This window comes from Mucilaginibacter sp. P5_A4 (assembly GCF_056400605.1).
In genome coordinates this window covers 58,679-71,751 of the sequence record NZ_JBFUKX010000031.1, presented here as the reverse complement: position 1 = coordinate 71,751, position 13,073 = coordinate 58,679, and the positions used below count along the sequence as shown (strand labels likewise).

13 protein-coding genes are annotated in these 13,073 nt (G+C 41.3%); all 13 read left to right on the top strand.

The window, feature by feature from the left end:
• Positions 1 to 226 (top strand): amidohydrolase family protein (locus AC1DQW_RS17875; RefSeq protein ID WP_477455325.1); only part of this gene is annotated, 226 nt, incomplete at its 5' end.
• Between the two features lie 79 nt (positions 227 to 305).
• The gene (locus tag AC1DQW_RS17870) at positions 306 to 584 is read left to right on the top strand and encodes an acylphosphatase (protein WP_477401377.1); all 279 of its coding nucleotides are present in this window, start codon (positions 306 to 308) and stop codon (positions 582 to 584) included.
• Between the two features lie 40 nt (positions 585 to 624).
• The gene (locus tag AC1DQW_RS17865; protein WP_477455324.1) at positions 625 to 2,124 is read left to right on the top strand and encodes a lipopolysaccharide biosynthesis protein; all 1,500 of its coding nucleotides are present in this window, start codon (positions 625 to 627) and stop codon (positions 2,122 to 2,124) included.
• The gene (gene dut, locus AC1DQW_RS17860) at positions 2,121 to 2,561 is read left to right on the top strand and encodes a dUTP diphosphatase (RefSeq protein ID WP_477413805.1); all 441 of its coding nucleotides are present in this window, start codon (positions 2,121 to 2,123) and stop codon (positions 2,559 to 2,561) included. The genes AC1DQW_RS17865 and dut overlap by 4 nt, the downstream gene beginning before the upstream one ends.
• Positions 2,562 to 2,740: 179 nt before the next feature.
• Positions 2,741 to 4,369, top strand: coding sequence for a tetratricopeptide repeat protein (locus tag AC1DQW_RS17855; RefSeq protein ID WP_477455323.1), 1,629 nt, complete (start codon positions 2,741 to 2,743; stop codon positions 4,367 to 4,369).
• Complete coding sequence (gene lolB1, locus AC1DQW_RS17850; RefSeq protein ID WP_477455322.1) at positions 4,347 to 5,135, top strand: lipoprotein insertase outer membrane protein LolB1; 789 nt, start codon at positions 4,347 to 4,349, stop codon at positions 5,133 to 5,135. Before AC1DQW_RS17855 ends, lolB1 begins: the two co-directional genes overlap by 23 nt.
• A gap of 16 nt (positions 5,136 to 5,151) precedes the next feature.
• Positions 5,152 to 6,435 (top strand): murein hydrolase activator EnvC family protein, encoded by a 1,284-nt coding sequence (locus AC1DQW_RS17845; protein WP_477401383.1) that lies wholly within the window; start codon positions 5,152 to 5,154, stop codon positions 6,433 to 6,435.
• A gap of 54 nt (positions 6,436 to 6,489) precedes the next feature.
• Positions 6,490 to 6,912, top strand: coding sequence for a Sec-independent protein translocase subunit TatA/TatB (locus AC1DQW_RS17840; RefSeq protein WP_477413799.1), 423 nt, complete (start codon positions 6,490 to 6,492; stop codon positions 6,910 to 6,912).
• 75 nt (positions 6,913 to 6,987) lie between these two features.
• The gene (tatA, locus tag AC1DQW_RS17835) at positions 6,988 to 7,152 is read left to right on the top strand and encodes a twin-arginine translocase TatA/TatE family subunit (RefSeq protein WP_295721341.1); all 165 of its coding nucleotides are present in this window, start codon (positions 6,988 to 6,990) and stop codon (positions 7,150 to 7,152) included.
• Positions 7,153 to 7,251: 99 nt separating this feature from the next.
• Positions 7,252 to 8,676, top strand: coding sequence for an Asp-tRNA(Asn)/Glu-tRNA(Gln) amidotransferase subunit GatA (gene gatA / locus AC1DQW_RS17830; protein WP_477455321.1), 1,425 nt, complete (start codon positions 7,252 to 7,254; stop codon positions 8,674 to 8,676).
• 64 nt (positions 8,677 to 8,740) lie between these two features.
• Positions 8,741 to 10,039: a lytic transglycosylase domain-containing protein gene (locus AC1DQW_RS17825; protein ID WP_477455320.1), complete on the top strand. Its 1,299-nt coding sequence runs from the start codon at positions 8,741 to 8,743 to the stop codon at positions 10,037 to 10,039.
• Positions 10,040 to 10,157: 118 nt separating this feature from the next.
• Positions 10,158 to 12,470, top strand: a complete 2,313-nt coding sequence (locus AC1DQW_RS17820; RefSeq protein ID WP_477455319.1) for an NADP-dependent malic enzyme — start codon at positions 10,158 to 10,160, stop codon at positions 12,468 to 12,470.
• 7 nt (positions 12,471 to 12,477) lie between these two features.
• Positions 12,478 to 13,062 carry a Holliday junction branch migration protein RuvA gene (gene ruvA / locus AC1DQW_RS17815; RefSeq protein WP_477413790.1) on the top strand — a complete coding sequence of 195 codons (585 nt, stop codon included), beginning with the start codon at positions 12,478 to 12,480 and terminating at the stop codon, positions 13,060 to 13,062.
• The last annotated feature ends 11 nt before the right edge of the window (positions 13,063 to 13,073 follow it).

The window sequence follows — 13,073 nt, the reverse complement described above, 5'->3', positions numbered from 1 at the left end:
CAATAGTCTGTGTATGCTGAGCGAAATGCGCACTATTCAAAAAAAATTTCCTGCAATAAGTACACAGCGGTTAATAGAATGGGGCACGCTTAACGGGGCAGAGTTTCTGGGTATTGATGACGAGAAAGGCTCATTACAGCCAGGGAAAACACCTGGCCTTAATTTAATAACAGGTTTGGATGGCTTGAAGATAACACCCGAATCAAAAGTTAAGAGATTAATTTAATTTGAAAATTTGAAGATTTGGTAATTTGAAAATGAAGAACTTTACAGCTGAATTTTCAAATTACCAAATCCTCAAATTGATGAAACATCTCAATATTATAGTTAAAGGCAAAGTTCAGGGTGTATTTTATCGTAAAGCAACCAAGGCGGTAGCTGATCAGCTGGGCGTGAGGGGCTTTGTTAAAAATGAACCCAATGGCGATGTTTACATTGAAGCCGAAGCCGACGATACAATCATTGAAATGTTTATAGATTGGTGTAACGAAGGGCCGGAAGATGCCCAGGTTACTTCTGTTGAAACCCATGAGGACGAATTAAAAAACTATCGTAATTTTGAGGTTGTAAAAAAGCGCTTATAATTATTACGGGCTTTATCATTTACCTCATTAAATAAATACATTGTCAACCGCTAAAAAGTTTGCAGGGCAAACAGCCATATACGGTCTAAGCACCATCATTTCCCGGATGATATATTTTGTGCTTACGCCAATTTACACCCGAACGCTGCCTGTAGGTGGCCTTGGTATTTTCACAACCTTGTATGGTAATGCTTCTATTGTTAATGCGATACTGGCATTTGGCATGGAAACAACCTATTTCAGGTATCTGCAAAAAAAATCTGATAATAAGCAGCAGGTTTATAATAACGCTTTTGGTGCAGTTATAGCAGTTTCATTAGTTTTCCTATTGTTCAGTTTTCTTTTTTTGGATAACATTATTGAATATACACAGGCGGGAGTGACTAAGGACCATGCAGACTACACTTTTTATGTTAAAAATTTTCTCATCATACTGGTTGCCGATGCTTTTTGCGTAATCCCATTCGCTAAGATCCGTGCAGACGGAAGACCTGTTAAATATGCCTTTATTAAGTGTACTAACATTTTGTTTGTAATGCTGCTTAATTTGTTTTTCCTGTTTGGCCTGCCATTTATAATTAATCACCAACTGCCGGGCGCGCAATGGATAGCAAGCTGGTACAGGCCGCATTGGGTTGGCTATGTTTTTTTAGCCAACGCCATAGCCAGTATACTAACCATCTTTTTGCTGTTACCAGAAATATTAAAGCTGAAACTTAAGTTTGATCTGTTTATATTCAAAGAAATGTTTGTATACAGCTGGCCTATATTGATCGCAAATATTTCATTCATCATCAACGAATCAATAGATAAGGTAATGCTTAAGCAAATGCTTCCGCATGCCATTGGTGATCAGCAGGTTGGCATTTACGGAACATGCGCTAAAATAGCTTTGTTCCTGAGTATTTTTGTACAGGCTTTCCGTTTAGGTGCCGAACCCTTCTTTTTTAGTCATTCAAAAAATAAAAATGCAGGCGAAACATATGCCCGTATCATGACTTATTTTGTAATTACTGTTGCTTTGATATGCGTAGCGCTTACTGCAAACGTTAATATTTTAGCGGTGATTATTTTTGGCAAACATACAGCCGATAACATATACTGGTCGGGTTTGGGTGTGGTGCCGTTACTGCTGTTTGGGTACTTAAGTTTAGGCATTTACATGAACCTGTCAGTTTGGTATAAACTGTCAGATCAAACCAAATACGGATTATATATATCGGGTATCGGCGCTATATTAACCATTACTTTAAATTGGTTCTTTATTCCAAAATACAGTTATATGGCCTCGGCCTGGATATCCTTGGCGGCTTATGCTACAATGATGGTGCTATCATACTTGTGGGGGCAAAAAAACTACCCAATCCCCTATAATCTGAAAAAGAACCTGGCTTATATTATAGTATCAGTGGTGCTGGTGTTTTTATCGTTCACGGTATTCAACAGGAATATATTTGTGGGTAACGGGCTTTTTCTGTTATTTGCTTTAGCCGCATTTTATTTTGAACGCAACGAATTAAAAATTATATTTAAAAGATGACCATCAGGATAATTAACAGATCGAAAAATAGTTTACCTGCTTATGAAACAGCCCATGCCGCGGGTATGGATCTGCGGGCCAGCGTTGAGGAAACTATCCTGCTTAAACCAATGGAACGTAAACTGGTACCAACAGGTTTACATATTGAATTGCCGGTTGGTTTTGAAGCACAGATAAGACCCCGAAGTGGCCTGGCATTTAAACACGGTATCGGCATTGTAAATTCGCCCGGAACTATTGATGCCGATTACAGGGGCGAGATAAAGGTCCTGCTTATTAACCTGGGTGCTGATGTGTTTGAAATTAATAACGGCGATAGGATAGCCCAGATGGTGGTAGCTAAACATGAAACCGTGAACTGGCACGAGGTAGAGGTATTAAACGATACTACCCGGGGCGAAGGGGGATTTGGACACACAGGAATTGGCCTGAAGTAGAGGAGCAAATAGAGGGGTGAAAGGTTAACTTAGATAAGAAAATGCAGAATACGGGATTAAAATATGGTTCAAAAAACAGGATTGGCGCTTATAATAGAGGCGTTGTCTTTTGCCTTTTGTCCTTTGTCCTTTTTCTCCAAAACCCTGTTTTGGCTCAAAAGCAAACTGCTTCGAAACCCATGACCTCACTCGATAGTATGGAGGTTAAACAGTTGTTCTTTTCGGCGCTGCGCGAAAAAACGGTTGAAAATTTGAAGCATGCTTCTGAATTGTTTGAGCGCGTAATCCAGGCAGATCCGCAAAACGATGCCTCGCTTTATGAATTGGCCAATCTTAAAAAAATACAGAATGATTATGCCGGTGCCCAGCCGCTGCTGGAGCGTGCGGTTGCAATAAAGCCCGATAACGAATGGTACTGGGTAGCGCTTGCTGATAGCTACGAAAAAAGCAACAATTTTGGCAAACTCGAAAATGTATTTAATCAGCTTATTCATATTAATCCGGATAAACCCGATTATTATTTTGATAAGGCCAACACTTACCTGCAATTGAAACGGTATGATGATGCACTAAAAGTTTACGACCAGTTGGAGCAAATTACCGGTATGACTGACGATCTGCTGGGCAATCGCGAAAAAATCTATCTAAAACAAGGTAAGATTGACCAGGCCGCCGGCGATATTGAAAAAGCTATAGCTGCCAATCCCGGCCAGATGCGTTATTATTTGCTGTTATCAGAAATATATAATTCCAATGGATTAGGCGATAAAGCTTTAAAGGTTTTATTACAGGCCGAAAAAATGGATGCTGCTAACGGGATGGTTCACCTGGCGCTTGCCGATATTTATCGTGATAAAAAAAATAACGATGCTTGTTTTAATGAGCTTAAATTGGCCTTTGCGATACCGGACGTTAATATCGACCAAAAAATAAGAATAATTACAGGTTACTACCCCAAATTTCCAGATCCCAATGCTAAAGCAAGCGCCCTTGAATTAAGCAGGATATTAACTATTACGCATACAAGCGATAGTAAAGCCTTTGCCATGTATGGCGATATGTTGCTGCAAAGCGATAAGTTGAAAGAAGGCAAAGCGGCTTACAAAAGATCAATTGAACTGGATGGGCAGGTATACGCCGTACATGAACAACTGGTACGCATTGAACTAAGTCAAAACGATTTGGAAAGCGCTGTTAAGGATGGTGAAAACGCGCTTTCATTATTCCCTAACCAGGCCTGGATGAATTACCTGGTAGGCGTGGCATGGGCGCAGAAGAAAGATTTTAACAAAGCGCTGGGTTATGTTAAAAATGCAACTTCATTAGAAATTCAGGATAAGGAACTACTTTCGCTAAGTTTTTCTTTATTAGGAGATTGTTATCACGACCTGAAAAATAATAAAAGCTCTGATGACGCTTATGATAAGTCCTTGGCTGTTAATCCTGATAATGCTTATACCCTAAACAATTATGCATACTATTTATCGTTAAGAAATGAAGCTTTAGATAAGGCGGTGCAAATGTCGGCCCGGTCTAACCAATTGCAGCCTAATACAGCGTCGTTTGAAGATACCTATGCATGGATATTATTTATGCAAAAGAAATATCCGGAGGCTAAATTGTGGATGGAGAAGGCATTGGCGCACGATAAGGATAATAGTGCAGTTAAATATGAACATTATGGCGATATTTTGTTTTACTTAGGTAATACCGATGCTGCCGTGCAAAACTGGAAGAAAGCCAAAGGCTACGGAGAGCAATCCCCGGTTTTAGATCGTAAAATAAATGAAAAGAAATATATTGAATAAATTACTGGTAGTTTGCTGCTTACTTGCAATGGTAAGTTGTAAAGCCCGTAAACAGGTTTTAGTTGCCCGTAAAGCCGATGCGGCAGTAAAAGCCGTAGATAGTAAAGCCAGCAAACTTGCCGCGATAAGGGCCCAGCAGTTAAATTTTAACACGTTTGCCGGTAAGGCAAAAACTAACCTGGATATTAATGGCAATAGCAATGATGTAACGCTGAATATACGCATCAGTAAGGATAAAAAAATATGGGTATCTATTACAGCTATACTGGGCGTTGAAGTTGCGCGTGCAGTTATTACACCTGATAGCATACTGCTGATAAACAGGTTGGATGGTGTATACCTTAAACGACCATTTAGCTACGTGTATACGTACGCCAGCAAACAGGTTAATTATAAAACACTTGAATCATTATTAGTAGGTAACGCCATTCCCGAATTGCTTAATGAAAAAGCAGATATTACTACCGTGACCGGAAATACCACCTTGAGCGGTGATCTTGAAGACCTGGTTTATAAACTTGTTATTGGGGCCGATAATAAAGTTACACAAACAAACCTGGATAGCCAAAGCCAGGGGCAATCATTACAAGTTGCTAATAACACCTTTATACAGGCCAATAACCGTATCCTGCCATCGCAAATAAATATCGCATCGGTAGTAAAAGATAAAAAAATAAAAGTAAACCTGCATTATACCAAGGTTGATTTTGATCAGCAACAGGAGTATCCATTTAGTATTCCTGACAGGTATGAGCCGTCCAAATAATTCCTATTTTTGTTTGATGAAATTTTTAAAAGCAGCTCTCTTTATTATAGCAGTATTTATCGCGGTTGATGTGCATGCCCAAAGCAGTCAGGAATTAAAGCGAAGGCGCGATAAATTATCTGAAGAGTTGGAACAGCTTAATAAGGATTACCAGGAAACTTCAAGCAATAAAAGGGCTACCCTAAAACAATTAAGCCTGTTAAAGGCGCAGATCAGCCTTCGTGAAGAAAAGATCAATATTATCAACTCCGAAGTAAGAAATTTAGATAACCAGATCTCCGAGAGTAATAATACCGTACACAGTTTACAAAGCCAATTGGATCAGCTAAAAAAAGAATATGCAGCTATGGTGCTTTTTGCGTATCGCAATCAAAGTGCTTATAATAAACTGATGTTTATTTTTGCTTCTAAAGATTTTAACCAGGCCTACAAACGTTTAAAGTATTTACAACAGTTTGGTACCTATCGTGAGCGGCAGGCTGGTTACATACAGGGTACACAAAAAGAACTGCATGTAAAAATAAACGAACTTGACAGAACCAAACAGGAAAAAAGCACTTTGCTGGTAGATCAGCAAAAAGAAAAAGAAACCCTGGGTAAAGAGAAGAATAGCCAGGTAAAAGTTGTAAAAGATCTTTCGCAGCATGAAGGCCAGCTAAAGCAGCAGCAGCGGGATGTGCAAAACAAAATTGCTAAAACCAACCGGGAGATTAGCGCTGCTATACGCCGGGAAATTGAAGAAGCCCAGCGAAAGGCCGAAGCCGAGGCAAGAGAAGCAGCAAGGATAGCTGCCGCCAAGGCAAAGGCCGAAAACAGGCCGGCGCCCGTAGCAGCTAAGCCTGTAGTGCGAACCAGTTCAAGCTATTTGAACGCCACGCCCGAGGCGGCTAAGCTTTCAAATGACTTTTTAGGTAACAAAGGCCGGTTGCCATGGCCCGTTTCAAATGGAGTTATAACCCAGGGGTTTGGTGTGTATACATCCGAAGGGATCAGAAGTGAAAATACCGGAGTTGACATCCGTACAAATGCCGGCAGCGCGGTGAGGGCGGTTTTTGACGGCGAGGTGATAAGGGTAGTTGATGTGAGCGGTACATATTTAGTAATGATAAAGCATGGCGAGTATTTTACAGTTTATGGCAACTTACGATCGGTAAGTGTGGCGCGCGGACAAAAGGTAAGTACCAAACAAGCTTTAGGCGTAGTTGCCACCGATCCGTCAACAGGTGAAACCGAGGTGAATTTTGACGTTTATAAAGTTAAAGAGCCAATGAATCCTAAATTATGGCTGGCGCCTAATTAGTTGTAAACCATAAGATATTTAAATTGTTTATATTTGTAACCTAAAAAAAATGCTATGTTAAGTACAGTTTTTTTATTTTTAAATATTGGTACAGGCGAGATGGTACTGATACTTTTTGCAGCATTAATGCTTTTTGGAGGCGAAAAGCTTCCTGGTATGGCGCGTACCCTTGGTAAGGGGATCCGTGATTTTAAAGATGCATCAGAGGATGTTAAACGAGAGATTAACAACCAGATAAATAGTTTTAATGATAAAAGCGAAGTAACTACTACAAAACCGGTAATTGAAGAACATGAGCAACCACTTATGGAAGAACATCCGGTTGATGAAACACCGGTTGCCGAGAGTGTGGAACAACATCCAAACCCGGTTATCGCCGAAAATAAAGTTCCGTACACAATCCCGGTTTCGGATATTCACGTAAGTAGTGATGAGGAGCCGGTTACTGAGTCAAAGATCGACCTTAATAAACATTAATAACTGCTAAGTAAAGCAGCATAAAAAAGAATTCTATCATAACAACAATATTAATTTATATAAAACTTAGAAATTATGGGTTTAGGGGCACCAGAAATTATTCTGATCATCATGGCAATACTCTTACTGTTTGGCGGTAAAAAAATACCCGAACTAATGAGAGGTTTAGGAAAAGGCGTTAAAGAATTTAAAGACGCACAAAACCAGGACGGCAGCACCGAGGAAAAACCTAAGGTTTAATACCTTAAGGCTTAACCGTTTTGCCGCTTTATTTAAGATATAAACTTATCTGTTAAATAATTTCTTATTTCAACGGATAAGTTTTTTTATTTTAGCCCCATGGCTAAATTTTATTCCTCTTTAACTGAAATAAAGAGCGGGTTGCAGCGTGGGGAAATTACTGTTCAGGGTCTTGTTAAAAATTATTTGGACGAGATTAAAAAGAACGCCCATTTAAATGCTTTTAATGAGGTATTTGAAAATGAAGCATTAATTAATGCTAAAAATGTTGATGAACGCATAAAAAATGGTACTGCCGGTAAGCTGGCCGGTATGGTTATCGCTATAAAGGATAACATTTGCTATAAAGGGCACCAGGTAACTGCGTCATCCAAAATTCTTAAAGGGTTTACTTCCATATATTCATCAACCATAGTTGAGCGCCTGCTTGCCCAGGATGTTGTGATAATAGGCCGCTGTAACTGCGACGAATTTGCCATGGGCGGCTCAAACGAAAACTCCTATTACGGCCCGGTAAAAAACTATGCAGATCAAAAGAGGGTTTCTGGGGGCTCATCAGGCGGATCGGCAGTTGCGGTGCAGGCCAATATGTGCCATGCTGCAATAGGTACCGATACCGGAGGCTCGGTAAGGCAGCCGGCATCATTTTGTGGTGTAATTGGCTTTAAACCTACTTATGGCCGTATTTCCAGGCATGGTATAATTGCCTATGCTTCATCATTTGACCAGGTTGGCCCTATTACCCGTTCTGTTGAGGATGCTGCCTTGCTGTACGAGGTTATGGCCGGTCCCGATGAATATGATAATACTTTGATACAGCAACCGGTGTCGTCTTTTACTGTCAGCACCGAAAAACCGGAAAAGAAAAAGATAGCCTATTTGCAGGAGTCTATATCAAGCCCGGGTGTGGATGGCGAAGTAAAGGATGTGCTGGTAAAATATATTGATAAATTACGTGCAGAAGGGCATACCGTAAAACCTATCGCTTTTGAGCAACTGGATTACCTGGTACCAACCTATTATATACTGGCCACAGCCGAAGCCTCATCAAACCTGGCGCGTTTTGATGGTGTACATTATGGTTACCGAAGCCCGGCGGCAGATGATCTGCAATCAACGTACAAACGTTCCCGGTCCGAAGGGTTTGGCAAAGAGGTAAAACGGCGTATAATGCTGGGGACTTTTGTTTTAAGCGCAGGTTATTATGATGCGTACTATGCCAAGGCGCAAAAAGTACGCCGCCTTATCAAGGAAAAGACAGTGGAAATCCTGGATGAATACGATTTTATTTTAGTTCCAACAGCGCCCGAACCCGCATTTTCGATAGGTGCCGAAGAAAAAGATCCGGTGATAACGTATCTTTATGACATTTTTACCGTACAAGCATCATTAGCCGGGGTGCCCGCTATATCATTGCCAGCTGGCAATAATAGTCAGGGTTTGCCGTTAGGATTACAATTATTGACTAAACATTTTAACGAAGATCAACTGTTAGATTTTTCTGAATATTTCTTAAAACTTTAAAAAGTTAATATTTTAGGAGAATTATCTGATGCAGGAAGCATCATCACTTAATCAAATCCAAATAATGAAGAGATTATTTACGCTTACCATCTGCCTTTCACTAATTAATATTATTCATACCAACGCGCTTCCTTCTTTACGACAAGTCGGTCGTTTTAATGTATTTCGCAATGAGGTTAATGCTGATACTACCATAGTGCCGGTTATTAATCATCCCTTGCCAATTGGAGCCCAGGGCAGCATTTATAAGCGCCGTTTAGATTCTGTCCGCAAAGATATACAGCTTGATTATAATGAATATGTGCAAAGCTACATTGATTTGTACATGCATAACCGCGATGAAATGGGACAAGTTGCCGGGCTTGCTAAGTATTACTTTCCTATTTATGAAAAAGCTTTCCGTGATGCCGGCATTCCCGAAGAAATAAAATTCCTATCCATAGTTGAGTCGAAACTTGATCCTAACGCGGTATCAAGGGTTGGGGCTACCGGGCCGTGGCAATTCATGTCGACCACCGGGAAAATTTATGGTTTAAATATGGACAGCTACGTTGATGAACGCCGTGACCCTATACAGGCAAGTTATGCTGCTGCTGCATACTTAAAAGATGCCTACCAGGAATTTGGCGACTGGCTGCTTGCCATAGCATCATACAACTGCGGCAAAAGTAATGTGGAGCATGCTGTGGAAAAAGCAGGACCTGGTAGTGATTTTTGGGCTATACGCCAATATTTGCCAGCCGAAACACGTGGATATGTACCCGCTTTTATAGCCATGAACTATGTGATGAACTATTATAAAAAACATAATATAGTAGCACAGGCATGTAGTTTTTCGGTGCGGACGGATACCGTGATGGTGAAAAAATTTGTATCGCTTAGTAACGTTGCAGCGGCATTAAATGTAGGTATAAATGAGCTTGCTATGCTTAACCCCGCATACAGGAGGTTAATCATCAATGGCTCGCAGGCCGCGCCGCGCAGGCTTATTCTGCCACAAACATCAAAAGAAAATTTTGCAGCTTTATATAATGTGTTAAACAGCGCGGGGGATGCGGTAGCGCCAATGACATTTGCCGCAAGGCCTGTTGCTGTCAAAGCAACTGTGGCAGCAACAACAAACGCAACACCTAATTTGTATGCTGAAGGCAGCAAACCCGAACGCAGGATGCCAGCATACCACAAGGTTAAAAAAGGCGAAACTTTAGCAGGTATTGCCGATAGGTATGGTGTTGAAGTTCATGATCTTAAAGTTTGGAACAATCTGGAAACTAACCGTGCGCCTATAGGGCAAACTATAAGGGTTGCAGCTGGTGGTGATATTTCAGCAAGTGTTTCCCCTAATCCCAATACTGCCCTGTAAGCAAAGGATAATATCTGATAAAAGAATAGCCCGATTTTGACAAGATTCAAAGTCGGGCTATTTTATTTCAGGTTACCATAAAAAGAATTGTAATTTTGGGCGCTTGAATTTTGATAAGATGAACAAGAACAACCGTAAACAGGACGCACTGAATTACCACTCAATGGGGCGCCCCGGCAAGATAGAAGTAGTACCCACCAAACCTACCAATTCGCAACGAGACTTAACAATGGCCTATTCGCCTGGTGTTGCAGAGCCTTGTTTGCGCATAGCCGAAAATGTTGATGACGTATATAAATACACAGCTAAAGGTAATCTGGTTGCAGTTATCAGCAATGGTACTGCCGTATTGGGTTTAGGTAATATTGGCCCAGAGGCCAGTAAACCGGTGATGGAGGGTAAAGGCCTGCTGTTTAAAATTTACGCGGATATTGATGTGTTCGATCTGGAGGTTAACGCCAAAAGTGTTGATGAGTTTGTAACCATTGTAAAGGCACTGGAGCCAACCTTCGGTGGTATAAATCTTGAAGATATATCAGCACCAACCTGTTTTGAAATAGAACGCAGGCTAAAGGCCGAAATGAAGATCCCTGTAATGCATGACGACCAGCACGGTACGGCCATCATATCTGGGGCGGCTTTGATGAATGCCTGCGAGATCCAGGGTAAAAAGCTTGATAAAATAAAAATGGTAATTAATGGTGCTGGTGCCGCTGCGGTATCCTGCTCAAAAATGTACCTTTCATTAGGGGTTAAAAAAGAGAACATGGTGATGTTTGACATCAACGGTTTATTAACCCCGGACCGTACCGACCTGGATGATACCCGCATGCAGTTTGCTACCGACCGTACCGATATCAAAACATTATATGATGCCATGAAGAATGCCGATGTGTTTGTCGGCCTTTCTGCCGGTAACGTAGTTACCCCGGATATGCTGAAGCAGATGGCCAAAAAACCGGTTGTTTTTGCTATGGCCAACCCGGTACCCGAGATTGATTATGACCTGGCCATTAAAGCCCGCGAAGATATCATTATGGCAACGGGCCGGTCTGATTTTCCTAACCAGGTTAATAATGTATTGGGTTTTCCTTATATTTTCAGGGGGGCGCTTGATGTAAGGGCTACTGCCATTAACGAGGAAATGAAGATAGCTGCTACGCATGCTATTGCCGAGATGGCTAAAAAGCCTGTTCCCGAAGCGGTTAACCTGGCCTATAATATTACTAACCTAAAATTCGGGAAGGATTATATTATTCCTAAACCTATGGATCAGCGATTGATCACCGAGGTATCCATGGCCGTTGCCAAAGCGGCTATCGATTCGGGAGTTGCACGTAAAGTAATAACTGATTGGGATGCGTATGCCGAGGAGCTGAGAACACGACTTGGAACAAATGACAAATTGCTGCGTAACCTTACCGCTAAGGCCAAGCAAAGTCCTAAACGTGTGGTTTTTGCCGAGGCTGATAATTATAAGATCTTAAGATCGGCCCAGATAGTAAAAGATGAAGGTATTGCTACACCAATATTATTAGGCAACATCGAGAAGATAAAACAGATTATGCGCGATAATGACCTGGATCTTGGTGATGTGCAGATAATTGACCCGCGCGATGGCTGCGAGAATATGCAGGAATACTCGGAATATCTGTATAAGAAACGCCAGCGCAGGGGGATCACCTTGTATGAGTCGAAGAAATTGATGAGCGATCGTAACTATTATGGCGCCTGCATGGTTCAGTTTGGCAAGGCTGATGCTTTGATTTCTGGTTTAACAAAAGACTATGTTACCACCATTAAACCGGCATTGCAGATCATCGGTACCGAACAGGGTGTAAACCGTGTTGCCGGTATGTATATGATGATAACATCAAAAGGCCCGGTGTTTTTTGGTGATACCACGGTAAATGTAAACCCTACCATTCAGGAATTGGTAGATATAACGGTATTGATTGACCGTTCTGTTAAACAGTTTAACATTCAGCCACGGGTTGCTTTACTGTCTTACTCCAACTTCGGTTCAAACGAAGGTGAGATCCCCGAGAAAACAAGAGAAACCGTAAGACTCCTGCATGCTAATTATCCCGATATGATAGTAGACGGAGATATGCAGGCAAACTTTGCCCTGAACTCAGATCTGCTGGCGGATAACTTCCCTTTTTCTACATTGACCGGAACGCCAGCCAACACCTTGATATTCCCTAACCTGGAATCAGGTAATATCGCCTATAAACTATTACAGGAAATAGGCGGAGCCGAAGCTGTTGGTCCAATACTGTTAGGTCTTAAAAAGCCGGTGCATGTATTGCAGTTAGGTAGTTCTGTTCGTGAAATTGTGAATATGGTTACCATTGCCGTTGTTGATGCACAAGCAAAAGCGGGGAGAGAAAAGCCGACAAGTATTTTTGATAAACTTAAAGGGAAATAATATTATTATGTACGATTATATTGGTGGTAAGCTGGTTTTTAAAAGTCCGTCGCATGTGGTTATTGATGCCGGGGGCATAGGTTACCATATTAATATTTCGTTAAATACATACTCGCGGCTTGGAGCCGATGAAAGCTGCAGGCTTTATATATGGCAGCACGTAAAAGAAGATGCGCTCACCCTGTACGGTTTTGCCGATGATGGTGAGCGCCGCTTATTTATGCACCTGATATCCATCTCGGGTATAGGACCTAATACCGGGCGAATGATGCTGTCATCGATAACACCTGCCGAAATACAGGCTGCAATTATAAGCGGCAACGTTTCGCTTATACAACGGATAAAAGGGATAGGCCCCAAATCGGCACAAAGAATAATTTTGGAGCTGCAGGATAAGTTACGGAAAGAGGGGCCGGATACCTTAACTGTTGTGCCAATAAACAAAACTGCTAAAGATGAAGCACTTAGTGCCCTGGTAATGTTGGGCTTTGCAAAAAATGCTGCCGAGAAGGTGCTGGATCAGCAATTGAATAATAATAATAGTGATTTAACCGTTGAACAACTGATTAAATTTGCTTTAAAAACCCTATAATTACGTCTAAA

Coding starts and splice junctions, on each gene's coding strand:
- AC1DQW_RS17840 (WP_477413799.1), top strand. CDS start 6,490: ATGTTAAGTACAGTTTTTTTATTTTTAAATATTGGTACAGGCGAGATG.
- gatA (WP_477455321.1), top strand. CDS start 7,252: ATGGCTAAATTTTATTCCTCTTTAACTGAAATAAAGAGCGGGTTGCAG.
- ruvA (WP_477413790.1), top strand. CDS start 12,478: ATGTACGATTATATTGGTGGTAAGCTGGTTTTTAAAAGTCCGTCGCAT.
- tatA (WP_295721341.1), top strand. CDS start 6,988: ATGGGTTTAGGGGCACCAGAAATTATTCTGATCATCATGGCAATACTC.
- lolB1 (WP_477455322.1), top strand. CDS start 4,347: ATGAAAAGAAATATATTGAATAAATTACTGGTAGTTTGCTGCTTACTT.
- AC1DQW_RS17870 (WP_477401377.1), top strand. CDS start 306: ATGAAACATCTCAATATTATAGTTAAAGGCAAAGTTCAGGGTGTATTT.
- AC1DQW_RS17845 (WP_477401383.1), top strand. CDS start 5,152: ATGAAATTTTTAAAAGCAGCTCTCTTTATTATAGCAGTATTTATCGCG.
- AC1DQW_RS17825 (WP_477455320.1), top strand. CDS start 8,741: ATGAAGAGATTATTTACGCTTACCATCTGCCTTTCACTAATTAATATT.
- AC1DQW_RS17820 (WP_477455319.1), top strand. CDS start 10,158: ATGAACAAGAACAACCGTAAACAGGACGCACTGAATTACCACTCAATG.
- dut (WP_477413805.1), top strand. CDS start 2,121: ATGACCATCAGGATAATTAACAGATCGAAAAATAGTTTACCTGCTTAT.
- AC1DQW_RS17855 (WP_477455323.1), top strand. CDS start 2,741: ATGACCTCACTCGATAGTATGGAGGTTAAACAGTTGTTCTTTTCGGCG.